Here is a 23369-nt window from a genome sequence, read left to right on the forward strand (position 1 = left end):
CCGATCTTCGACCTCGTCGACTACGGCGTCGTCGGCGACCTCTTCCAGGTCGTGCCCCAGCTCACCGACGAGGTCGAGTCCCGCAAGGGCTGACCTCTCCGTCCCCGACAGCGTCCCGACGGTCCGGGGCCGTGTGGTGTGTACTCACCACACGGCCCCGGACCGCTTTCGATCACCGGAGATCTTCTCGGCCCACGCGAAACGCGCGGTGTCCGCGGGAACTCGCACCGCCGGCTCCACGACCACCTCATCGAAGTCGCGATCAGCGACTCGTTCCGAACGCGATGTCGAGGGTGGGATTGTGTTGAGCGGTCGTCGGACATGTGGTGGCCTCGTCGTCCTGGGTCTGCTTGCGACAGCCTGTGGCCCGACCGGATCCGGGGCCGATCAGGACGGCCGCCCGAAAGGCTCGGCGGCCGGCTTCCCTCTGGCCGTCGAGGATTGCGCAGGGGTCCGTACCACCTTCGACTCGCCTCCGCGCAGGATCGTGACCAGCAACGCCTCCGGTCTGGAACTGCTGCTCCGGCTCGGCGCGTCGGACCGGGTCATCGGGACGGGATTCCCTCCGGGCAGGGGCGCGCTGCCGAAGGATCTGGCCGCCGAGGCCGCCGAGGTGCCGGTGCTCGGCAGGACGGCGATTCCCAAGGAGAGACTGCTGGGTTCGGGGGCGGACACCTATCTGGAGGCGTTCGCCTCGATGGGCGGCATGGGGGGCGACAACACGGTCCCCGGGCGTGAGGAGTACCGGGCCGCCGGAATCAAGGTGGTGCAACTCCGTTCGACCGCCTGCGCGTCGATGCGCGAGGGGCCCAGGAACGACCTGTCCGACGTGACGGACGACATCCGTCGGCTCGGGGCGCTCACGGGCACCTCGGAACGGGCCGACGCCCTCGTCGCCGGCATGGAGGGCAGGATCTCCGCGGTGCGCAGGGCCCTGGGTGATCTGCCGGAGTCCCGACGGCCGACGTACTTCGTCTTCGACTTCGACGGCGGGACCGAACAGCCGGTGGCCGTGTGCGGGAAACAGGTGGCCAACGCGGTGATCCGGCTGGCCGGTGCGCGCAATGCGTTCGCCGACTGCGACAGCGACTACAGGCAGGTCGGCTGGGAGGACGTCGTCGAGAAGAACCCCGACTGGATCCAGCTGGCCGTACGCAACCGGGGCAGTGCCGTGGCCGACGACAGGGCGTTCGACGAAGCGGAGAAGTTCCTCAAGTCGTTCCCGGCGACGCGCGGACTCACCGCGGTCGAGGGGGACAGGTTTCTGCGCATTCGCTCGGAACGGACCACCATCGCCGGTGTCGGCAATGCGGACACGGTCGAGCAGATCGCGCGTACGGTGCACGCCGACCGGTTCGAGGGCGGACGGTAGATGGCCCTCGACAGCTCGGCCGACGGGACGGCCGGTCGTCCGGGCCCGGTCGAACCCGAAGCGCCGGGCGCCGAGGGATCCGCATACGTGCGACGGCCCCTTCCCGCCCGGTGGGTGGCCGCCGCTCTCGCGGTGGCGCTGCTGCTGGGGCTCACGGCCGCCGTCTCCCGGGGTTCCTCGCACGTGGCGGTGACCGAGGTGTGGTCGGCGGTGGGGCACCGGCTGACCGGCGGGACCGCGCGGCCCGGCACCCGGGACCTGATCGTGTGGCAGTTGCGGGTCCCCCGGGCCCTGCTCGCGGCCGTCGTGGGTGCCGGACTCGGCATCGTCGGCACCGCCGTACAGGCCCTGGTGCGCAATCCGCTCGCCGATCCCTACCTTCTGGGCATCTCCAACGGTGGTTCTCTGGGAGCCGTGGCGGCGATCGTGCTCGGCGCGAGCACCGGGGGTCTGTTCGGGCTGGGCATCTCCGGCGCGGCGTTCGCCGGAGCGTTGCTGTCGTTCGGTCTGGTCTGGACGATCGCCCGGCGAGGCGGTGGCTTCTCGCCGCTGCGTCTCGTGCTGGCGGGGGTGGCGATCGGGCAGTTCCTGTCGGGGTTCACCAGTTATCTGGTGCTGCGGGCCGGTGACGAGCAGCAGACCCGGGGCGTGCTGTTCTGGCTGATGGGCAGCCTCGGCGGTGCGCAGTGGAGTTCGCTCGCCCTGCCCACGGCGGCCGTCGTACTGGGTCTTGCCGTGTTTCAGGGCCGGGCCAGAGCGCTGAACGCCTTGCTGATGGGTGATGAGACGGCGGCCGGGCTCGGCGTTCCCGTGGTGCGGCTGCGGCGCCAGATGTTCGTGGTCACCAGTGTGCTGACCGGTGTGCTCGTGTCCGTCTCCGGCGCCGTCGGATTCGTGGGGCTGCTGGTGCCGCATCTGTGCCGACTGGTGGTCGGAGGGGACCATCGCAGGCTGCTGCCCGTGTCCGCGCTGACCGGTGCGGTGCTTCTCGTCGTCGTCGACACCCTCTGCCGCACCGTGCTGCCGGATCAGGAGCTTCCCATCGGTGTGGTCACGGCGCTGCTGGGCGCCCCCGCCCTGCTGTTCCTGCTGGACCGGCGTCCGGAGCACGGCCGATGAGAATCGACGTGCACGACCTCCGGGTGGCCTACGACGGCCGTACCGTGGTCTCGGGGCTGCATCTCATCGCGTCCTCGGGCGAGATCACCGGGCTGGTCGGGCCCAACGGCAGTGGGAAGTCGACCGTGCTGCGTACCGTCTACCGTCATCTGCGCCCGGCCGCGGGCCGGGTGCTCCTGGACGGTACGGACATCGGGGCGCTGCCGCCCGCCGAGACGGCCAGGCATGTCGCCGCTCTGCCGCAGGAGCGCGGTGGGGACTTCGATCTGACCGTCCACGAGATCGTGGTGATGGGCCGCACCCCGCACAAGCGTGCCTTCGCAGGTGAGGACCGGACGGACCGGGCCGTCGTCACCCGTGCCCTGGGACGGGTCGGTCTCGCAGGGTACGGGAACCGCCGGTTCTCCGCGCTGTCGGGCGGCGAACGCCAACGGGCCCTGCTGGCCCGGGCTTTCGCGCAGGCCCCCGACGTCCTGGTGCTGGACGAACCGACCAACCACCTCGACGTGCGCCACCAGGTGGAGCTGCTGTCACTGCTTCGGGAGCAGGGGCGCACCACATTGATCTCGCTCCACGACCTGAACGCGGCGGCCTCGGTCTGCGACCGCCTGCACGTACTGCACCAAGGAGCGCTGGTCGCGTCCGGCACTCCCCTGGAGGTACTCACTCCGGCTCTGTTGGCGGAGGTGTTCGGCGTGCGGGCCGCGGTGGTCGAGCATCCGTTGACCGGTGATCCGCTGATCGCCTTCGATCACCGGTCGGTCGTGTGACCCCGTGCCCGTCCCACCATGGGCCGGGCACGGGCGGCTCGACCTGACGCGCACGGCCATGGGCCCCGGTGCGGTCCTCGGTCCACTGCTGCCCGCCCGACTGCCGAGAAGATTCGGCCACGGCATCGTGCTGGTGTCCTCAGCGGTACTCGCCGACGGTGTGATGCTCCGCGTGCCCCTGCTCCGCGGCTCGACCGTCGCGACGATCCTCCTGCTCACGGCGGTCGACTTCCCTTTCGGCGTCTTCACAACTCGCGCGAATGGGCCGGTCGGGGTGATCGATCGGGGCCGTGCTGCAGTCGGGATTCGTTACTCAATGTGATCAGTGCGGGTGGTTGGGGCGGTCATCGCTGTGGTGGCCCTGGAGGTGCAGTGCTGACGCCCGTGGCCGGGCTGGGGGCTGGTAGCAGGGGGTGCGTAGAAGTACGCAATTTCGTTCCTGGTGCCTGTTTGGGGGGCGGGTTGGTGGATGGGGGCGGGTACCGTGCCAATCATGTCTGACGATCTTCAAAGCAACAGCCTGTGCCATGAAGTTGCCGTGGCGGGTGGGTGGTTGGCCGATCCGGAGTGGCTGGTGAAGACCGACCCGGAGCGGGTCATGGCGGTGCTCGACGGTGCCTCGGGGCCGGAGGAGCTGTTGGCAGCGGCGATGTACCGGGCTTCTGCGCACCTGCACCAGGGTGCGGAGAGCTGGGTGCGGCGGCAGTTGCTGGGGCTGGACGCCGCCCGGTACGGAGACGTGGCGTTGTCGGCGCGGATCGCGGCTGTACCGGTGGCGGGCAGACCGACAGCGCCGTGGGGGGTGGAATGGGCCACGGGTGGCCTGGTTTCTTCGCAGTTCCGGCATGCCCTGACGGGCCACGTCGGCTTCGTGGAGGCGGTAGCGACCACGTCGATGGGTGGGCGTCCGGTCGCGGTCACCGGCAGTTGGGACAGAACGGTGCGGGTGTGGGACCTGACCACAGGGAAGCAGATCGGAGAACCCCTCACCGGCCACACCGGCACGGTCTGTGCCGTGGCCGCAACGGTCCTGGACGGTCGACCCATTGCCGTCAGCGGCGGCAGTGACGACACCGCGCGGGTGTGGGACCTGACCACAGGGAAGCAGATCGGCGAACCCCTCACGGGCCACGCTCACCCGGTGTGGGCGGTGGCGACGGCGATGGTGGACGGCCGTCCGGTCGCCGTCACCGGTAGCTGTGACAAGAAGGTGCGCATGTGGGACCTGACCACCGGGCAGCCCATCGGCAAACCCCTGACCGGCCACACCAACGATGTGTGGGCGGTGGCGACGACGGTGGTGGACGGGCGCCCGGTCGCCGTCACGGGCGGCGGTGACAAGAAGGTGCGAGTGTGGGATCTGACTGATGGCCACCAAGTGGGCGAGCCCCTCACGGGCCACACCGACGTGGTGCGTGCGGTGGCTACCGCGGTCGTGGACGGCCGCCCGGTCGCCGTCACCGGGAGTGACGACGCCACGGTGCGGCTGTGGGATCTGACCACCGGCCAGCAGGTCGGCGAGCCCCTCACCGGCCACACCCACTGGGTGTATGCGGTGGCGACGGCGATCGTGGACGGCCGCCCGGTCGCCGTGACCGGCAGCACCGATGGGACGGTGCGGATGTGGGACCTGGCCACCAGGCAGCCCGTCGGCGAACCGCTCACCGGCCACACCGGCTGGGTGCTCGGGGCGGCGACGGCAGTGGTCGACGGCCGACCCGTCGCCGTCACCGGCGGCCGGGATGACGCGTTGCGAGTATGGAACCTGGCCACCGGCCAGCCCGCCGGCAATCCCGCGACCAGCCATACCGGCCCGGTGCTCGGGGCGGCGACAGCGATGGTGGACGGCCGCTGCGTCGCTGTCACCGGCAGCGCCGACAAGACGGTGCGGATATGGGACCCGACGACGGGCCGGCCCGTCGGCGAACCCCTTGTGGGTCACACCGGCTGGGTGGGCGCGGTGGCGACGGCAGTGGTCGACGGCCGGCCGGTCGCCGTCACCGGCAGCTGGGACAAGAAAGTGCGGGTGTGGAACCTGATCACCGGCAGACCCCTCGGCAGGCCCCTGGCTGGGCATACCGGCATCGTGCTCGGGGTGGCGACGGCGGTGGTCGACGGCCGGCCCGTCGCCGTCACCGGCAGCTTCGATGGGATGCGCATATGGGACCTGACCACCAGGAAGCCGTCCGGCGAACCCCTCGCCCACGTCGGCTCGGTGGATGCGCTGGCGACCACGTCGCTGGACGGCCGACCCGTCGCCGTCACCGGCAACGATGACCATACGGTGCGGATATGGGACCTGGCCACCCGGCAGCAGGTCGGTGAGCCCCTCACCGGCCACACCGACATGATTCGTGTGCTCGCGACGACGGTGCTCGACGGGCGACCCGTCGCCGTCAGCGGCAGCAAGGACAACACGGCCCGGGTGTGGGACTTGACCACCGGCCAGCAGATCGGCGAGCCCCTCACGGGCCACACCGACATGATTCGCGTGCTCGCGACGACGGTGCTCGACGGCCGGACGGTCGCCGTCACCGGCAGCCGGGACCGTACAGTCCGGGTGTGGGACCTGACCACCGGCGAGCAGGTCACCTCCCGCCTCGTGTCCTTCCCCGAGCCTGTCGGGGCGTTGCTGGTGGCACCAGGCAGCGGGCTACTGGTCGGTTTCGACAGGGAACTCGCCCTCATCTCCGCCCCGTTGGCCGCGCCCGAGCAGACACCGTAGCGCCGGCGGCACTCCCGGGCGGCCATGGTCGCCCGGGAGTGCCGGATCGGGTGGACAGCACGCGTCACCGGCGACAGCAGGAATGTGCCGCCCGCCAAAGAGCCGACCGCACCCGTGGCGCGGTCGCCGTGGGTTGGCCGGGTACAGGGCCGGGGCCTGATCACGGGACACGAGGCGCGTGGGAGTACGCGCCTTCGGTCCCGGCGCCCACCTGAGACGGGTTGGTCGAAGGTACGGGGCGGTTACCCTTTCGGTCATGTCTGACGATCTTCAAAGCGGCTACCCATGCCGTGAGGACGTACTGGCGGGTGGCCACCGTCCGCTCAGCCGTGAATTCTTCGACCGTCATGTTGCCGAGGTTGCACCCGACTTGCTGGGCCGCGTTCTCGTCTGCACGCTGCCCGAGGGAACGATCGCCCTGCGCCTTACCGAAGTCGAGGCGTACAACGGCCGGGACGACCCCGGCTCACATGCCTACCGGGGCCGCACCCCGCGCAATGAGGTCATGTTCGGGCCGCCCGGCCACATCTACGTCTACTTCACCTACGGTATGCACTTCTGCATGAACCTCGTCACCAGCCAGGACGGACACTCCTCGGCCGTTCTACTGCGCGCGGGCGAGGTCCTGGACGGTGTCGAACTTGCCCGCAAGCGTCGCCCCACCGCGCGCCGGGACCATGAACTCGCCCAGGGACCCGCCAGACTGACCGTGGCCCTCGGCGTCAAGGGGAACTTCAACGGAGCCGATGCCTGCGCAGACGGCATACCCTTCAACGTTCTGACCGGCACGCCCCCCGCCCCGGCGCTCATCCGCACCGGCCCACGCACCGGCGTCTCCGGCGCGGGCGCAAGCACCCCCTGGCGCTTCTGGATTGACGGCGAACCCACCGTCAGCCCCTACCGCGCCCACGTCCCCAGACGGAAACCGACCGGCCGACCGGCCGGCCGACACCCTGCTCCCTGACGCATGACACACCCGCAGGCCCTCGACGCGCACCGTCCGGACGCTGGGCACCGGTGACCGGGCGGGGCCTGGTGGTCAGGCCCCATACCCGCACCGCCTCCGCCGGGTAGGTGTGGCCGGTCAGGGGCTGATCGAGGGGCTGGCCGGTGCCAGGCCCCACGCCTGCGGCCCGTACGACGTCGGGTAAGTGATATGCCCCGTACTGCCGTTGCGGCCCCACTCGCCCGCCTGGGGAAGGAGCTTCCGGAATGCTCAGCGCTCACACGGAACCCACACGGGGAAGCCTCGCACCGTTTCGGATCCCTTGGATGACGTGCTTGTGGGACGGTCCCCCCGAGAAGTTCAGGCGGCCGGTGCCTGCTCCACGGCTTCGAGGGGCATCCGCCCCGTGTGCTGCCGTCCCTGTGCCCGGCGCACGACGAGGGGCGCCACCAGACCCGTCAGGGCGAAGAGTGCTCCTACGACGTACCACCCGGGGCGGCCCCAGGTGATGCAGAGCGCGATGAGCAGGCCCGGCCCCAGGGCTTCGGCCAGACCGGCGCCCAGGCCGAACACTCCGAGGTACTGTCCGGTGGCGTGCGTCGGCGCGAGGGCGAACGAGACCTCGAAACCCGCGGCGGAGTGCCAGAGTTCGCCGATCGTGTGGATCACCATCGCGGTCATGAGCAGCGTTGCCGCGGCCCACGCCGGTATCCCCGCGGTCAGGGAGATCAGGGCGCAGGAGACGAGGAAGGCCGCACCCGCTCGGCGGTAGGCGACTGCGCCGGCCGCCGGGGAATCGATGCTGCGGCTGGCTCGTACCTGAAAGGCGATGACGATGAGGGTGCTGGTGAGCATGGTGCCCGAGATGAGCCAGCGCGGGGCGGTGGTGGCGGTGACCAGCCAGAGCGGAATGGCCACGGTGAGCACCTTGAACTGAATGGCCATGATCCCGTCGATCGCGGTGATCAGAAGGTAGGGGCGGTCCCGCAGGGCGACCCAGCGGGGGCCGTCGACGGTGGCGACTGGCTTGACCGGCGGCAGGAGGAACAGGACCGCGGCGGCGGCCACGAAGGCGAACGCGTTGCCTACGACCAGGAGTTGATAGGCCGTGAGGGTGCCCACTTGAACGACCCATCCCGCCGCCAGGGCACCGAGGGAGATGCCGACGTTCGTCACGGCACGGAGGTAGGCGCGGAATTCCTGCGGTCGGCCTCCTCCGTAGTGCCTGATGAGCGGGCTCCGTGCGGCAAGTCCGGCCGCCTTGGCCCCCGTGGCCGCGCATACCACGAGGACGAACGGCCAGAAGCTGTCCGCCAGCACGAAGCCGGCCGTCGCCGACGCCTGGACGACCAGGGTGGTCGCGTAGACGCCGCGAGCCCCGCATCGGTCCGCGAGATGGCCGACGATGATGCCAACGGCCAGCGAGACGAACCCGGCGATGCCGAGCCCGAGCCCGACCTGGCCTGCGGGAAGGCGCGCCGCCTCGGTGAAGTACAGGACTCCGGCGGTCAGATAGAGACCGCTGCCGACCGTGTAGACGAAGTTCGAGACGGCGATGACGCGCTGCGGGGCGGAATCCGGCATCAGTGCGGGCACGACGGGGCTCCAGGTCCTGGACGGGAAGTAAGGACCGATCCAGCTTGGTGAATATTACTCGCATGTGCAAGGGAGTTGCGCCTACTCCTCACGAGAGCGGGCCCGGTCTCACCGCGCGGCCACGCCGCGGCGCGGGACGGGGGCGGCCGCCCGAACACGACTGCGCCCCGGATCGCGCGCCCGCGACAAGGACGGCCACCGGGTCGTCCGGACGGATGTCGCCCGGCGTATGCGCATCGGTGACGAGCACGTCGCCCGCCTCCGCTCGCCCTTTAGCTCCTCGTCCGAGCAGTGGGCAGCGTGCGGCGCAGCCCCCGTGGCCGCCCCGGCCCCTCACCGCTGCGGAACCGGTTCCCCCGCCCGGCCGGCCCGGATCGGACCGAGTCTCCCGGTCCTCGTCAGTCCGGCGACCGCGGCGGCGCACATCAGGCCCACGCCGCACAACACCATCCAGGGCAGCCGCGGTTGCTCCGCGGAGGCATCCCACACGGCTCCGGTCGCGAGGTTCCCCACGGTGATTCCGACGCCCGAGATGGTGTTGTACAGACCGTAGTGGGTGGCGACCAGCCGGTCGCCGGAGAGCGTGACGACGGTGTCCATCTCGAACGGGTACACCAGGGCCGTACCGAGGGCGAGCAGGGCGGCCGCGAGGAACAGCGGCACCAGGGCCGCAGCCCGGATCAGCGGCCCCTCTCCCCCGGGCGGCGCCCCGGCGGCCACGAGTGGCGCGAAGGCGCCACCCATCAGCGTCAGGCCGTACACGACCGACCGACCCGGCGACCAACGCGCCCGCGCCCAGGCGGTGATGCGCAGTTGCCCGGCCGCGGCGACACCGGCGGACACGGCGAAGAGCGCGGTGGTGACGCCGTCCCCGCTTCCCGGGGCCACCCGCTGTGCCTGCAGCGGCAGCGCCAGATAGACCTGGAAGGACAGGACGTACGAGCCGATCATCGCCGCCGAGAAGAGCAGAAAGGGGCGGTTGGACGCCACGACACGCCAGTCGGCGAGCACTCCCTGGCGCCCCTCGCCCGCATCGGACGGACGTCCCCGGTCGGGCAGGGCCTTGATCTGTACGAGAGTGAGCGCGAGGAAGAGGAGCGCCGCCACCGCGCACACCATCCGGAAGTTCAGAGCGATCAGGGAAAGACCGATCAACGGGCCGACGAACATGCCGACTTGATAGAAGACATTGAACAGCGCGAACGCCTCGACACGTCGCTCCCCCGCCTCCCGTGCGAGGTGGGCGCGCACGGCCGGGTTGAACAGCGCGCCCGCGAAGCCGGTGAGCGCCGACGCGAGGATCAGGGCGGGCAGCGAGTCGACGAGGCCGAGCAGTCCGAAGCCGACGGTCCGCAGCACGCAACCGGCGATGATCACGTTCCTGCAGCCGAGCCGGTCGGCGAGCGTGCCGCCGATGAGGAACATGCCCTGTTGGCTGAAGTTTCTTACGCCGAGCACCAGTCCGACCGCCCAGGCGGCCATGCCCAGGCCGCCCGAGAGATGGATCGCGAGGTACGGCATGAGCATGTAGAACGCCGTGTTGATGGTGAACTGCTGGACCGTCAACAGGCGGACGGCGCCGTCGAAGGAGCGGAACTGCCGTACGAGTCCCCTCATCGCGCGGCCACCTCGTCCGCGTGCGGCGCGGTGATGTGCGCACAGCGCGTCCAGCGCTCCACGGCGCGCTCGCCGGGACGGCCGATCTCGTCGGGGTCGTCCGCGGGCGGGTGTGAGAGCAGGTCGTGCGCACGGCAGTAGTCGTCGCTGTAGACCGTGTCCCAGTACCGATGGACCCCGTCGGGGAAGATCGCCGCGATACGGGTGCCGGGGGCAAGGGTACGGGCGAGCCAGCCGGCCACCAGCGCCACGGCGCCGACGCTCCAGCCGCCACTCGCGTAGTGGTGTCTGGCCAGCCGTCGGGCCGCCCAGACCGCCTCGCCCGGTGCGACCCAGTGGGCCTCGTCGAACGCGGCGTGGTCGACGTTGCACGGATGGATGCTGCTGCCCAGGCCGCGCATCAGGCGGTCTCCGGCCGGCTGGCCGAAGATGGCGGAGCGCACCGAGTCGACACCGACCAGCCGCACGCCCGGTGAGAGCGCGCGCAGGGCACGGGTGATCCCGGCGGAGTGTCCGCCCGTTCCGACGGCGGCCACCAGCACGTCCACCCGGCCGAGCTGTACGGCGAGTTCGAGGGCGAGGTTCGTGTACGCCGCCGGGTTGTCCGGGTTGTGGTACTGGTCGGGGCACCAGGAGCCGGGCGCCGCGGCGAGCAGGGAGCGGACGCGGTCCCTGCGCGCCTGCTGCCAGCCGCCGACCGGGCTCGGTTCCTCGACGACCTCCACGCGGGCACCCAGGGCGCGGAGCTGATGGACCATGAGGGGTTCCATGCCCGGGTCGGTGACCAGCGTGACCGGATGGCCGTAGGTGATGCCCGCCAGCGCGAGACCGAGTCCGAGCGTTCCGCTGGTGGACTCGATGACGGGCGCGTCGGGACGGAGCTCTCCACGGGCTCGGGCCGCCGCGACCATGTGGAGGGCCGGACGGTCCTTGATGCCGCCGGGATTGGCACCCTCCAACTTGGCCCAGAAGCCGCGGCCGGCCGGGCTGAAGGGGCTTCCGACCCAGAGGACCGGTGTGTTGCCCACCATTCCGGCGGGGGTGCGGCGGGGGGCGCCCGCGGGTTCGGGGAGTTCGTGTGCCGCCACGAAGGCGTGCACGTCGTCGGGGGAGATGCTGCGCAGAGCAGTGGTCATGCCGACCTGGTCCTTCCACGGCCACGACTGGTCGGGGCCGTTGCGTGAGAGCGGTACGGGGCGCGGCACGTGCGGGCGATCGACGGAGCGACCGGGCGCACGGAGCCGTGTCACGTACGGCTGACGCAGACCAGGCTCAGCAGGGAGCTCCCCGTGGAGGGTGAAGCCCCCTCGGCTGCGCGACCGCGGGGGTGGTGCGTGAGACCCGAAAGGCCCGACTCCATGAGCCCCCACGCGGCCAGGGTGAGCAGCAGCGCCTCCAGGAGAGGGAGTACGGAGCGCGTCGACACCTCACCCAGGAGCGCGGCCGAATCGCAGCACCCGCCGGGAGCCGCCGGGTGGTGCCCGGCCCCGGACGCGTCGCAGCCGGCGGGTTCCGGGGTGTCCCCCACGTGCTCCATGCCCGGCACGCCAGGGGCGACCGCGGACAGCGGGCCGCCGAGCGGCGTGACGTGGTGCCCGTCCTGCGCCTGCACACCACACATCAGCACGTGAGCCACGGCGACGGTCGCCAGGCTCAGCAGAAGAGTGACGACGAGGCGGCGGACTCCCGGCCCCGGGGCAACAGCTGACAGCACGCCGCCGACCGTATCGCCAAAAGTGGAGTGATACGCATTTATGTGGACGTACGGGTGAAATTCCTTGTCGAGACGGTACGAGCCCCGCGCGTCTGCTATGGAACCCGGCCGGCGAGGGCGGCGGGTCAGCTCAACACCCCTGCCCACCAGCAGAGTTCACCGCAGACCGACGGAGCAAGCCGCACCCGCGGAGCAGGAGCGAGGGGCATGGTCGGACGCAGCCCGCCCGCACGGACGTACGGCGACCCTCGGAGCCCGGCGCACCGCCCGGCACGCACCCGCACGCGACCACTGCGGCAGCGAACAGCGAGGGGCTCGCCCAACAGACTGGTCATCGATACCCCTAGGGGGTATATTCCTCATTCACAGATACCCCCCTCCCGTATAGGAGCGCCGCGATGACCACCCCGACCACATCGACCGGTTCGCGCCGATGGACCGCGCTCGCCTTAATCGCTCTGGCCCAGTTCATCGTTATCATGGACACGTCAATAATCGGTGTGGCCCTGCCCAAGATGCAGGCCGACCTGGGCTTCTCGCAGGAGAACCTGTCGTGGGTGTTCAACGCCTACGTCGTCGCCTTCGGAGGGCTCCTGCTGCTCGGCGGACGCCTGTCGGACCTGCTCGGCGCCAGGCGCCTCTTCAGTACCGGGTGGATCGTCCTGGCCGCAGGCTCCCTGACCGCGGGCCTCGCCGGTCAGGTCTGGACAGAGCTGGCCGGACGGGCCCTGCAAGGCATGGGCGCGGCGCTGATCGCCCCGTCCGCCCTCACCCTTCTCATGACGCTGTTCGGCCCACGGCCCCAGGAACTGCCGAAGGCCTTCGCGCTGTACGGCGCGGCCGCTCCGGCCGGAGGCACCGCCGGCGTCTTCCTCGGCGGGATCATCACGCAATACGCCAGCTGGCCCTGGGTGTTCTACATCAACGTCCCCATCGCCCTGATCGTCCTGGCCGTCGCGCCTGCCGTCATGCCCTCGGACACGGGGCGCCGCGGCTCGATCGACCTCGCCGGAGCCATCACCGTCACGGCAGGGCTCGCCGCCGCCGTCTACGCCATCGTCCGTGCTCCCGAGACCGGTTGGAACTCCGCGGACACCTGGCTGGTCCTCCTGGCCGGCGTGGCCCTGATCGCCGCGTTCGTCGCGATCCAGTCCAAGCGGCGCGAACCGCTGATGCGACTGGGGATCTGGAAGGCACCCGGCCTGGCCGGCGCCAACATCGCACAGCTGCTCATGGCCGCCGCGTGGATCCCGATGTGGTTCTTCCTCAACCTGTACCTGCAGCAGGTTCTGGGGCTGGACGCCTTCGCCTCCGGGTCCGCCCTGCTGCCCATGACGGTCGCCATCATGATCATGATGATCGTCCTGGCGCCCCGCCTGATCAGGAGGTTCGGGCCCAAGCCCCTCATCGTCCTGGGGCTGTTCGCTCTCGCCGCGGGAATGTACTGGTTGTCCCTCGCCCGCCCGGACGGGACCTTCTGGGTCGACGTCCTGCCCGCTTCCCTGCTCTCGGCCGTGGGCATGTCGCTGGCGTTCATTCCGTCGCTCGGCACCGCACTGTCCAGTGCGCGTCCGGAGGAGGGCGGCCTCGCCTCCGGGATCGTCAACACCAGCTACCAGGTCGGCTCCGCCCTCGGCCTCGCCGCCATGACCGCACTCGCCGCCGCACACGGTGCCCGCGAGCCCGGAAACCCGACGGCCCTCACCAACGGCTTCTCCGCCGCCTTCCTCGGCGCCGCGGTTCTCGCCGCGGTCGGCGCTCTCGCCGCCCTGCTGACGCTGCGCACCGCGCCCTCCACCGACGAAGCCGACAGCGGAGAGCGGCAGGAAAAGGCAACGGCCTGAACGGGCCTGCCGCCTTCCGGTGCCGGACGCCGACCGCGTCACCGACGGTCGGACAGCCGGCCGGGCACGGACGACACGTCCGCCGCCCGGCCGGCTTCTCGCGCCGGCCACCACCCGATTACTTCTTCCGCACCGCTGCTCCGCCTCCCTCCCCCCAGGGGCCCTACCCGCCACCGACCCCGCGGGGACGCGGCGCTTCGCACGGTGGCGTCGAGGTCCGTCCCGGCCCACGGGCCGGGACGTTCACCGGCTCAGCCGGTAGGGGAGCATGCAGACGACGACGTCGGTATGGGCCATGAGCGTGGCGGCCAGCAGGATGCCGCGCTGGTTCTGCAGGATCTGGTAGCGGCGGTGGCGTGGCTCGACCTCCGGGATGAGCACGGCGATCTGCCGCCCTTCCTGCGCCGCCCGCTCGACGTACTCGACGATCGGCTGCACCAGGGAGCGCTGCGGGCTGTCGACGATGTCCAGACGTACGCCCGGGTTCCAGCGTTCCCACCTGTCCCTCAGTTCCTGGGCCTTGGCCGGGTCGGAGTGGACGGCGACCGCGACGACGTCGCGTCCGAGGGCGGCGGCGGCCGTCAGGGCGTGCTGGGCGAGCTTGCTGACTTCTCCGACCGGAACGATGACCAGGGACTCGGCGGGCCGCGGCGACGGGGGGATCTCTCCGAGACCGAGCTCTTCTCCGACCGCCGTGTAGTAACGCTCGACACGGGCGAACAGCAGCATCAGCAGGGGAACGGTGACCACCACCACCCAGGCGCCTTCGAGGAACTTGGTGGCCAACAGGACCAGTCCGGCCACGGCGGTCAGCACCGCGCCCGAGCCGTTGAGCGCCGCGCGCCGCAGCCAGCCCGGCGGTCGCTGCCCCGCCCAGTGCCGTACCAGCCCGATCTGGCTGATGGTGAAGCCGGTGAACACGCCGATCGCGAACAGCGGGATCATCCGGTGCGTGTCGCCGTCCACGGCGATCAGCAGCAGCGCCGCGAGCAGTGCCAGCGCCAGCACGCCCCAGCGGTAGACGGGACGTTCCCTGCGCAGCCCGAACAGGTGGGGCAGGCGGTGGTCGCGGGCCAGCAGGCTCATCAGGACGGGCAGGCCGCCGAAGCTGGTGTTCGCCGCGAAGGCGAGGGCCAGGGTGACGATGAGGTTGGTCGCGTAGTAGGGCCATCCCGTTCCGTACGCGCCCGCGGTCAGTTGGGCGAGGACGGTCACGCCGCCGCGTGGGGCCACCTGGTCGCGGCGGATCAGCACCGCGAGGCCGATCAGCATCAGCCCGAGCAACACGCCCAGCATCAGCTCGGTGCGCTGCGCCCGCTTGACGCGCGGCTCGCGGAACACCGGCACTCCATTGGCGATCGCCTCCACGCCGGTCAGCGCGGAGCAACCGGAGGAGAACGCCTTGAGGAGCAGCAGCAGCCCCAACGCCTCGGTGACGTGGACGGGTCGGGCGCTGCCGACGACGGCCGCGGGATGGCCGCGCAGCAGCCCGAGGACGACGATGCCGAAGATACTCACGACGAAGAGCACGGTGGGCAGCATCAGCACCCGGGCGCTGTCGGCCACGCCCCGCAGGTTCACAGCGGTGAGCAGGACGAGCCCGATGAGACAGACGGCGAGCAAGTGCGAGCCGAGAGCGGGGAACGCGGAGGCGAGGCTGGCGGCGCCGGCAGCGAGGCTGACCGTCACGGTCAGCACGTAGTCGACGACCAGGCTGGCCGCTGCGAGCAGACTGGTCCTCGGCCCGAGGTCCTTCTTCGCCACCGCGTAGGCGCCACCGCCGTCGGGGTGCACGGCGATCACCTGGCCGTAGGAGATCACCAGGACCGCCAGCAGCGCGGCGATGACCAGCGTCACCGGCAGCGTGGCGGTCAGCGCCCCGGTCCCCGCGGCGATCAGGACGAGCACGATGGCCTCGGGTCCGTACGCGACCGAACTCAGCGCGTCCAACGACAGCGCGGCAAGTCCCTCCAGGCTGGTCAAGTGGTACTTGCCACCCTCCCCGTGCTGGAGCGGAACTCTCGGCCGCAGCTCGCGGCGGGCCAGACCGTACGCCATGGGTGACCTCGCGGTGCAGGGTGTGGGGGGCTGTCCAGGGACAGTCTGACCGGACCACCTCGGTGGGGGCCTTCAAGGACGCGCCAGGCTTCGCCCAGGTGCCTCGGAGAACCGTCAGCGCGTGGTCGGGGTGGTTCGGAACCCGCACGGGGCACCTGCCCCTTGGCCGGCACCACCCGGGCAGGGTCCTCGACCGTGACGGGCCGCCGGGCGAGAAATTGTGTCTTTCGGTCACCCCAGCCGGGCCAGATCGTGGTTGAGCTCCACGACGTTGACGCGTTCCTGACCCAGGAAGCCCAGAACACGTCCGCGGACGTGCTGGGACACCAGAGTTCTGACCTCGGCGGGGGCGAGGTGGCGGGCTTGGGCGACGCGGTCGACCTGTTCGTAGGCGTACGCCGGGGAGATCTCCGGGTCGAGCCCGGAGCCGCTGGCGGTGACCGCGTCCGCGGGGACGGACGCGGGCGGGACCCCGTCGAAGGCGGCGACGGCGGCACGACGGTCCCTGACGCTCCTGATCAGGTCGGTGTTGTTCGGGCCGAGGTTGGAGGCGCCGGAGTTCGTTGGATCGTACCCACCGGTGGACGGGCGGGGCTGGAACCATTGGGGGGCGGGGCGCAGCGGCTCCTGGGTGTCGTTCGGATCCTTCTTCGGCAGGGCGAAGTCCTGGCCGATCAGGCTGGAGGCCACCGGCCTGCCGTTCGTCGTCAGCAGGGAGCCGTTGGCCTGGTGGGAGAGACCGGCCTGGGCGATGCCGGTGACGAGCAGGGGATAGGCGATGCCGGTGATCACGGTGAACGCCAGCAGCATCCGCAGGGCCACCAGATGGTGCTGGAGCACGGGGGGAAGGATGGTACGCACGGTGGGACCGCCGTCCTCTCTCGTCGGACCGTCTGTCAGCGCAGGCCGGGAATGAACTGGATGCAGAGGTCGAGCAGCTTGATGCCCAGGAAGGGCAGTACCAGCCCGCCGAGTCCGTACATCCAGATGTTGCGGCTGAGCAGTTTGGCGGCGGAGGACGGCCGGTAGCGCACGCCGCGCAGCGCGAGCGGGATCAGCGCGATGATGATCAGCGCGTTGAACACGATCGCCGAGGAGATCGCCGAGGTCGGGCTGTGCAGCCGCATGATGTTCAGCTTGTCCAGGCCGGGGTAGACGCTCGCGAACATCGCCGGGATGATCGCGAAGTACTTCGCGACGTCGTTGGCGATCGAGAACGTCGTCAGCGCACCCCGGGTGATGAGCAGTTGCTTGCCGATCTCGACGATCTCGATCAGCTTGGTCGGGTTGGAGTCCAGGTCCACCATGTTCCCGGCCTCCTTGGCGGCCGAGGTGCCGGTGTTCATCGCCACGCCGACGTCCGCCTGCGCGAGGGCGGGCGCGTCGTTGGTCCCGTCGCCCGTCATCGCGACCAGCTTGCCGCCCGCCTGCTCCCGCTTGATGAGGGCCATCTTGTCCTCGGGCGTGGCCTCCGCCAGGAAGTCGTCCACCCCCGCCTCCTCGGCGATGGCCTTCGCGGTCAGCGGGTTGTCACCCGTGATCATGACCGTCCTGATGCCCATCCGCCGCAGCTCGTCGAACCGCTCCCGCATCCCCTCCTTGACGACGTCCTTGAGATGGATGACGCCCAGAACCCGGGCGGTCCGCGCATCGCCGGTCCGGGTCACCTCGCCGACGACCAGCGGGGTGCCACCGCTCGCCGAAATGCCGTCGACGATGCCGCCGACCTCCGCCGTGGGGTGACCCCCGTTGTCACGGACCCAGCGCATCACCGCCGTCGCCGCTCCCTTGCGCAGGGAGCGGTTCTCCTGCGCATCGTCGAGGTCGACACCGCTCATTCTGCTCTGCGCGGTGAAGGGCACGAACTGCGCCCGGTCCAGCTCGCCCTCGCCACGGCCGCGCAGCGCGTACTGCTGCTTGGCGAGGACGACGATGGAGCGGCCCTCGGGCGTCTCGTCGGCGATGGACGAGAGCTGGGAGGCGTCCGCGAGTTCCTCGACGCCCACCCCGTCCACCGGCAGGAACTCGGCGGCCTGGCGGTTTCCGAGGGTGATGGTGCCGGTCTTGTCGAGCAGGAGCGTGTTGACGTCACCCGCGGCCTCCACCGCGCGCCCGGACATCGCCAGCACGTTGCGCTGCACCAGCCGGTCCATGCCCGCGATGCCGATCGCCGAGAGCAGCGCGCCGATCGTCGTCGGGATCAGGGCCACGACGAGGGCGACGAGAATGACGATGGTCTGCTCGGCCCCCGCGAAGACGGCGAAGGGCTGCAGGGTCGCCACCGCGATCAGGAAGATGATCGTGAGGGATGCCAGCAGGATGTTGAGCGCGATCTCGTTCGGCGTCTTCTGCCGCGCGGCCCCCTCCACGAGTGCGATCATCCGGTCGATGAAGGTCTCCCCCGGCTTCGAGGTGATCCTCACGACGATCCGGTCCGAGAGCACCTTGGTGCCGCCCGTGACCGCCGACCGGTCGCCGCCCGACTCGCGGATCACCGGGGCCGACTCTCCCGTGATGGCCGATTCGTCGACGCTCGCGATCCCCTCGACCACGTCGCCGTCGCCGGGGATGATCTGCCCGGCCTCGACGACGACGTGATCGCCGAGACGGAGGCCGGTGCCCGGGACCTCTTCCTCTTCGACGTCGCTCGCGCCCGGTCGCCAGCCGGTGAGACGGCGGGCCGTCGTCATGGTCTTGGCGCGGCGCAGAGTCTCCGCCTGGGCCTTGCCGCGCCCCTCGGCCACGGCTTCGGCGAGGTTGGCGAAGACGGACGTCAGCCAGAGCCACGCCGTGATCACGAAGGCGAAGACGCCGGGCGTCCTGATGGCCGACAGCGTGGTCAGGACCGCCCCGACCTCCACCACGAACATGACGGGGTTGTGGAGCATCAGACGCGGGTCCAGCTTGCGCAGGGCATGGGGGAAGGACGTCAGAAGCTGCTTGGGATCGAGCAGTCCCCCCGAGACGCGGTACTGCTGACGTCCGGCGCCTGGCGGAGTGGGAACGGGGGCGGCGGTCGTGGACATCAGTGCAGACCCTCCGCGAGGGGTCCCAACGCGAGCGCGGGGAAGTATGTGAGACCGACGACGATGAGGATCACCCCGGTGAGCAGTGCGACGAACTGCGGCCGGTGGGTCGGCAGGGTGCCCGCGGTGACCGGAACGGGCTGCTGCGCGGCGAGCGAGCCGGCGAGCGCCAGGATGAACACCATCGGCAGAAAACGGCTGACGAGCATGACCACGCCGAGTGCGGTGTTGTACCAGACCGTGTTCGCGCTCAGCCCGGCGAAGGCCGAGCCGTTGTTGTTCGCGGCCGACGCGAAGGCGTACAGGACCTCGGAGAATCCGTGCGGTCCGGAGTTGAGCATGGCGGCCCTTTCGCCCGGGAATGCCATCGCCAGCCCCGCGCCGATCAGCACGACCGCGGGCGTCGTCAGGATGTAGAGGGAGGCGAACTTCATCTCCCGGCCCCGGAGCTTCTTGCCCAGGTACTCGGGTGTACGGCCGACCATCAGTCCGGCGACGAAGACCGCGACGACCGCCAGGACCAGGATCCCGTAGAGCCCGGAGCCGGTGCCGCCGGGCGCGATCTCCCCCAGCATCATGTTGAAGATCGTCATTCCGCCGCCGCCCGGCGTGTACGAGTCGTGGGAGGAGTTGACCGCTCCGCACGAGGTGAGGGTGGTGGACACGGCGAACAGGGCCGAGGCCCAGATGCCGAGCCGTGTCTCCTTGCCCTCCATCATTCCGCCGGCGGCGTGACCGGCGGCGCTGCTGACGCTGTGCAACTCGTTCGCGGTCACGATGGCGACCGACGCACCCCAGATCAACGCCATCACGGCGACGATCGCGTAGCCCTGACGGTTGTCGCCGACCATCGTGCCGAAGGTCCGCGGCAGCGAGAACGGGATGACCAGCATCAGGTAGATCTCGATCAGGTTGGTGAGGGCATTGGGGTTCTCGAAGGGGTGCGCGGAGTTCGCGTTGTAGTAGCCGCCGCCGTTGGTGCCCAGTTCCTTGATGGCCTCCTGGGAGGCGACCGCACCCCCGGTCAGGCGCTGGTGCCCGCCCGCGATGGTGGTGATGTCATGGATGCCGTGGAAGTTCTGGACGACGCCGGCGGACACCAGCACGATCGCGAAGACGAACGCGAGGGGCAGCAGCACGCGCAGCACGATCCGCGTCAGGTCCACCCAGAAGTTCCCGACGCGATCGGTCTTCTTCCTCGTGAACCCGCGGATCAGCGCGGCGACCACGGCGATGCCCACGGCCGCGGAGAGGAAGTTCTGCACGGCGAGGCCCGCCATCTGGACCAGATGCCCCATGGTCGACTCGCCCGAATAGGACTGCCAGTTGGTATTGGTGACGAAGGACGCCGCGGTGTTGAACGACTGGTCCGCGGTGACCGGCTTCATTCCCAGGGACAGCAGGAGGTGGTTCTGCAGGCGCAGGAACGCGTACAGGAAGAGCACCGACACCGCGGAGAAGGCGAGGACGCTGCGCAGATACACCGACCACTTCTGGTCCGTGTCGCCGTTCACTCCGCCCGCCCGGTGGACCAGGCGTTCCACCCGCCCATGGTGATCGGAGGTCAGGACGCGCGCCATGTAGCCGCCCAGCGGGCGGAAGGTGAGGCACAGCGCGATCACCAGGGCGAGTACCTGGAGCCAGCCCGCGAGGGTCTCGTTCATCCGGGCCCGTTCCTAGAACTTCTCGGGGAAGATCAGGCAGACGATCAGGTAGATCACGAGGCACACCGCGACGACCAGACCGACGACGTTCTCCACGCTCACAGGCGTCCGACCCCCTTGGCGGCCAGGCCGATGAGGGCGAACACCACGACCGTGAGGACGACGAACGAGACGTCCGACATGCGCGAGGCACCTCGCAGTGCGTTCGGAGGCGGGAGTGTTCACCTCGACCGGAACAGGGTGTGGACATTCGTTTCTGACGCTATATCAGTCGACTTCGGGACCGCCCCGAAGCTCCGCGGGCCGATCGGGTGGCGGTGGGCCGCGGGGAATCACCGGGCGCGGTCGGACGTCGCACCGCCGCCGGGCGCGGCACTCGGAAGGGTGAGCGTCGCCGAGAAGGCCGCGCCGGCCTCCTCGGCGGTGGTCTCCAGGACCCCGTCCATGGCTTCGGCCAGGTCGCGCGACAGCCGCAGCGCCAGACCGCCGGCCCCGGCACCCGGCGCCCGGGAGACGGTGGCGCCCGGCCCCCGGCCCGGGTCGTGCATCCCGTCCTGCACGCGGATCTCCAGGCGGTCGCCCCGGACTTCGGCGGTGAAGACGGGGGGCCGGTCCGGTGGGCTGTGACGCAGGGCGTCGGCCCCGAGGGCGGTCAGGGCGCGGGTGAGGAGGGCGGCGTCGGCGATCACGTCGGGCAGCTGTTCCGGCAGGCGCACATCGATGGAGTGGCCGCCGGGCCCGAGATCGTCCAGAACGACGCCCAGCACCTCGTTGAGGTCGACCGGGCGCAGATAGAGATCGAGTGCACCGGCGTGCAGACGGCTCACGTCATGGAGATCGGTGACCAGCTGCGCCGCGCGGTGCACGGCCGCGCGTGCCGTCTCCAGCAACTGCTGCTCCTCCTCCGGGGCGGTCTCGTCGGCGCGTCGATGCCGCAGCCGCACAAGGGCCTCTTCCGCCGTGCGCAGCGGAGCAGGCAGATCACGGCCCGCCGCGAGGAGCAGAGACGCCCGGGTGCGTTCGGCGGCGGCGAGGGTGTCCGCTCCACCGGACCCCCCGGCGATCCGCCCCCGGGCATGGGACAGCCCCAGTTCGGCGGCGCACGCGGCGAGGACGCGCTGGTCCTGAGTGCTCAGCCCGGCGCCGCGACCGACCAGTGTGAGATCGTCGTCGACCGGACTCTCCACATCGGCCTCGTACGGCCTTTCCGGCGGCCGCTCCCCGGCGCTGGCCACCACGTACCAGCGGGGCACGGGAGAGGCGTCCGGGTCTCTTTCGAGCAGGCTGATCGAGGCCAGGCCGAAGTACTCCCGGATCTGTTCGACGAGTGCCGGCAGATCCTGCCCACGCATCATGGCGGCGGCCAGTCGACTCAACGCCCTCGCCTCCGACGTCGCACGCACGGCCCGGTGCGTACGCTGCGCGGCCGCTCCCGCGGCTGTGCCGACGAGAGCTGCCGTGGCGACGAAGACCACGAGCGCGGCGATCTCGTCGGGACGCTCCGTGACCAGCGAGTGCACCGGTGTCGTGAAGTAGTAGTCGGCGAGCAGCGCCGCGGCGAAGGCGGCGAACAGAGCGGGGTAGAGACCCCCGACCAGGGCGATCGCGACGACGGCGAGCAGATAGATCACCAAGTCGCTGGAGAGGCCGAGCCGACCGCGCAGCGCCGTCGACGTCAGCAGGAGAGTCAGCGCGGGCAGCAGCACCACGGCACCCGCCATCGCGGACCAGTACCGTCGCGGGCCCATGCCTCGGCTCGGATGCGGCAGCCTCAGCGCGGCGGGGCCGACCGCCTCCTCGTGCGTGACGATGTGCACGTCGACGGGACCGGACGCCTTGATCGTCCGCTCCCCCACACCCGCTCGCAGAAAGGAGGCGAGCCGGCCGTGCCGGCTCGCGCCCAGCACGATCTGGGTGACGTTCTCCGCCTCGGCGAACTGGAGCAGCGCATCGGCGACATCCTCGCCGGTGGTCTGGTGGTAGCTGCCGCCGAGCGACTCCAGAAGGGCGTGCTGGGCGTCCAGCACGGCCGGGTCGACCCCGGTGAGCCCGTCCTCCAGAACCACATGGAGTGCCAGCAGTTCGGTACCGGGTGTGCGGGCGCTGATCCGCGCGGCTCGGCGGATGAGGGTCTCGCCCTCCGGGCCTCCGCTGAGGGCGACCAGGATCCGCTCCCGGGTCTCCCACGGGGCGGAGATACCGTGTTCGGCCCGGTAGCGCTGCAGCCCCTCCTCCACCCGGTCGGCGAGCCACAGCAGGGCGAGTTCGCGCAGCGCCGTGAGGTTGCCGACCCGGAAGTAGTGGGTGAGCGCGGACTCGATGCGGTCCGGCGGGTAGATGTCGCCGTGCACCATGCGGCGGCGCAGGACCTCGGGCGGCAGATCGACCAGTTCGATCTGGTCGGCGCGACGGGCCACCTCGTCGGGCAGGGTTTCGCGCTGCCTGACCCCGGTGATCTGCCGGACCACGTCATTGAGGGATTCCAGGTGCTGGACGTTGAGTGTGGTGACGACATCGATCCCCGCGTCCAGGAGCTCCTCGACGTCCTGCCACCGCTTGGCGTTGCGGGCCCCCGGAACATTGGAGTGAGCCAGCTCGTCGACCAGTGCGACCTGGGGACGGCGGGCCAGCACCGCGTCGAGATCCATCTCGGCGAAGGCCACGCCGCGATGGGTCAGGGTGCGCCTGGCGATCGTCTTCAGACCGTCGGCCATGGCCGCGGTGGGTCGGCGCCCGTGCGGTTCGACGAAGCCCACGACGACATCCGCGCCCAGTGAGCGCAGCCGCTGTCCCTCCGCGAGCATGGCGTACGTCTTGCCGACCCCGGGGGCCGCCCCGAGGTAGATCCGCAACCGTCCACGTGCCACCGGCGGACTCCTGCCAGGTCGCCCCCGTGTCGTGCTCGCGCCCTTCCATGG

At 70.6% G+C, this 23369-nt stretch carries 16 protein-coding genes; 6 read left to right on the plus strand and 10 right to left on the minus strand.

Going from position 1 to position 23369, the window contains the following annotated elements:
• Nucleotides 1-304 precede the first annotated feature (304 nt).
• From ACIRP2_RS13160 to ACIRP2_RS13180, 5 genes are all read left to right on the plus strand, one after another.
• The gene (locus ACIRP2_RS13160; RefSeq protein ID WP_404249527.1) at nucleotides 305-1372 is read left to right on the plus strand and encodes an ABC transporter substrate-binding protein; all 1068 of its coding nucleotides are present in this window, start codon (nucleotides 305-307) and stop codon (nucleotides 1370-1372) included.
• Nucleotides 1373-2491, plus strand: a complete 1119-nt coding sequence (locus ACIRP2_RS13165; protein ID WP_404249529.1) for a FecCD family ABC transporter permease — start codon at nucleotides 1373-1375, stop codon at nucleotides 2489-2491.
• Complete coding sequence (locus ACIRP2_RS13170; protein ID WP_404249531.1) at nucleotides 2488-3261, plus strand: ABC transporter ATP-binding protein; 774 nt, start codon at nucleotides 2488-2490, stop codon at nucleotides 3259-3261. The genes ACIRP2_RS13165 and ACIRP2_RS13170 overlap by 4 nt, the downstream gene beginning before the upstream one ends.
• 493 nt (nucleotides 3262-3754) lie before the next feature.
• Nucleotides 3755-5986, plus strand: a complete 2232-nt coding sequence (locus tag ACIRP2_RS13175) for a WD40 repeat domain-containing protein (RefSeq protein ID WP_404249533.1) — start codon at nucleotides 3755-3757, stop codon at nucleotides 5984-5986.
• A 256-nt stretch (nucleotides 5987-6242) separates the two neighbouring features.
• Nucleotides 6243-6950 carry a DNA-3-methyladenine glycosylase gene (locus ACIRP2_RS13180; protein WP_404249535.1) on the plus strand — a complete coding sequence of 236 codons (708 nt, stop codon included), beginning with the start codon at nucleotides 6243-6245 and terminating at the stop codon, nucleotides 6948-6950.
• A gap of 342 nt (nucleotides 6951-7292) precedes the next feature.
• On the opposite strand, the gene ACIRP2_RS13185 is transcribed toward ACIRP2_RS13180, so the two are convergent.
• The 4 genes from ACIRP2_RS13185 to ACIRP2_RS13200 all read right to left on the minus strand — a co-directional run bounded on the left by ACIRP2_RS13185 (nucleotide 7293) and on the right by ACIRP2_RS13200 (nucleotide 11859).
• A complete protein-coding gene (locus tag ACIRP2_RS13185) occupies nucleotides 7293-8528 on the minus strand; it encodes an MFS transporter (RefSeq protein WP_404249537.1) in 1236 nt (411 codons plus the stop codon).
• A gap of 333 nt (nucleotides 8529-8861) precedes the next feature.
• Nucleotides 8862-10145, minus strand: coding sequence for an MFS transporter (locus tag ACIRP2_RS13190; RefSeq protein WP_404249539.1), 1284 nt, complete (start codon nucleotides 10143-10145; stop codon nucleotides 8862-8864).
• Complete coding sequence (locus ACIRP2_RS13195) at nucleotides 10142-11281, minus strand: PLP-dependent cysteine synthase family protein (protein ID WP_404249541.1); 1140 nt, start codon at nucleotides 11279-11281, stop codon at nucleotides 10142-10144. Before ACIRP2_RS13195 ends, ACIRP2_RS13190 begins: the two co-directional genes overlap by 4 nt.
• Before the next feature lie 110 nt (nucleotides 11282-11391).
• The gene (locus tag ACIRP2_RS13200; RefSeq protein ID WP_404249543.1) at nucleotides 11392-11859 is read right to left on the minus strand and encodes a hypothetical protein; all 468 of its coding nucleotides are present in this window, start codon (nucleotides 11857-11859) and stop codon (nucleotides 11392-11394) included.
• A gap of 398 nt (nucleotides 11860-12257) precedes the next feature.
• Between ACIRP2_RS13200 and ACIRP2_RS13205 the strand changes: the two genes are divergently transcribed.
• Complete coding sequence (locus ACIRP2_RS13205) at nucleotides 12258-13703, plus strand: MFS transporter (protein ID WP_404249545.1); 1446 nt, start codon at nucleotides 12258-12260, stop codon at nucleotides 13701-13703.
• Nucleotides 13704-13946: 243 nt separating this feature from the next.
• Here the strand turns inward: ACIRP2_RS13205 and ACIRP2_RS13210 are convergent, their stop codons facing one another.
• The 6 genes from ACIRP2_RS13210 to ACIRP2_RS13235 all read right to left on the minus strand — a co-directional run bounded on the left by ACIRP2_RS13210 (nucleotide 13947) and on the right by ACIRP2_RS13235 (nucleotide 23318).
• Nucleotides 13947-15761, minus strand: coding sequence for an APC family permease (locus ACIRP2_RS13210; RefSeq protein WP_404249547.1), 1815 nt, complete (start codon nucleotides 15759-15761; stop codon nucleotides 13947-13949).
• A gap of 231 nt (nucleotides 15762-15992) precedes the next feature.
• The gene (kdpC, locus tag ACIRP2_RS13215; RefSeq protein ID WP_404249549.1) at nucleotides 15993-16622 is read right to left on the minus strand and encodes a potassium-transporting ATPase subunit KdpC; all 630 of its coding nucleotides are present in this window, start codon (nucleotides 16620-16622) and stop codon (nucleotides 15993-15995) included.
• A gap of 35 nt (nucleotides 16623-16657) precedes the next feature.
• A complete protein-coding gene (gene kdpB, locus ACIRP2_RS13220) occupies nucleotides 16658-18787 on the minus strand; it encodes a potassium-transporting ATPase subunit KdpB (protein WP_404249551.1) in 2130 nt (709 codons plus the stop codon).
• The gene (gene kdpA / locus ACIRP2_RS13225; protein WP_404249553.1) at nucleotides 18787-20451 is read right to left on the minus strand and encodes a potassium-transporting ATPase subunit KdpA; all 1665 of its coding nucleotides are present in this window, start codon (nucleotides 20449-20451) and stop codon (nucleotides 18787-18789) included. Before kdpA ends, kdpB begins: the two co-directional genes overlap by 1 nt.
• Nucleotides 20452-20463: 12 nt before the next feature.
• Nucleotides 20464-20553, minus strand: coding sequence for a K(+)-transporting ATPase subunit F (gene kdpF, locus ACIRP2_RS13230; protein WP_404249555.1), 90 nt, complete (start codon nucleotides 20551-20553; stop codon nucleotides 20464-20466).
• A 230-nt stretch (nucleotides 20554-20783) separates the two neighbouring features.
• Nucleotides 20784-23318, minus strand: a complete 2535-nt coding sequence (locus tag ACIRP2_RS13235; protein ID WP_404249557.1) for a DUF4118 domain-containing protein — start codon at nucleotides 23316-23318, stop codon at nucleotides 20784-20786.
• Nucleotides 23319-23369: the final 51 nt, after the last annotated feature.

It is taken from the genome of Streptomyces sp. NPDC101194 (assembly GCF_044767885.1).
GTDB lineage: Bacteria > Actinomycetota > Actinomycetes > Streptomycetales > Streptomycetaceae > Streptomyces.

Excerpts from the sequence above, each read along its gene's own strand:
- ACIRP2_RS13195 (WP_404249541.1), bottom strand. The coding sequence starts at position 11,281 with ATGACCACTGCTCTGCGCAGCATCTCCCCCGACGACGTGCACGCCTTC.
- kdpB (WP_404249551.1), bottom strand. The coding sequence starts at position 18,787 with ATGTCCACGACCGCCGCCCCCGTTCCCACTCCGCCAGGCGCCGGACGT.
- ACIRP2_RS13180 (WP_404249535.1), top strand. The coding sequence starts at position 6,243 with ATGTCTGACGATCTTCAAAGCGGCTACCCATGCCGTGAGGACGTACTG.
- ACIRP2_RS13175 (WP_404249533.1), top strand. The coding sequence starts at position 3,755 with ATGTCTGACGATCTTCAAAGCAACAGCCTGTGCCATGAAGTTGCCGTG.
- ACIRP2_RS13205 (WP_404249545.1), top strand. The coding sequence starts at position 12,258 with ATGACCACCCCGACCACATCGACCGGTTCGCGCCGATGGACCGCGCTC.
- ACIRP2_RS13210 (WP_404249547.1), bottom strand. The coding sequence starts at position 15,761 with ATGGCGTACGGTCTGGCCCGCCGCGAGCTGCGGCCGAGAGTTCCGCTC.
- ACIRP2_RS13165 (WP_404249529.1), top strand. The coding sequence starts at position 1,373 with ATGGCCCTCGACAGCTCGGCCGACGGGACGGCCGGTCGTCCGGGCCCG.
- ACIRP2_RS13190 (WP_404249539.1), bottom strand. The coding sequence starts at position 10,145 with ATGAGGGGACTCGTACGGCAGTTCCGCTCCTTCGACGGCGCCGTCCGC.
- ACIRP2_RS13170 (WP_404249531.1), top strand. The coding sequence starts at position 2,488 with ATGAGAATCGACGTGCACGACCTCCGGGTGGCCTACGACGGCCGTACC.
- kdpA (WP_404249553.1), bottom strand. The coding sequence starts at position 20,451 with ATGAACGAGACCCTCGCGGGCTGGCTCCAGGTACTCGCCCTGGTGATC.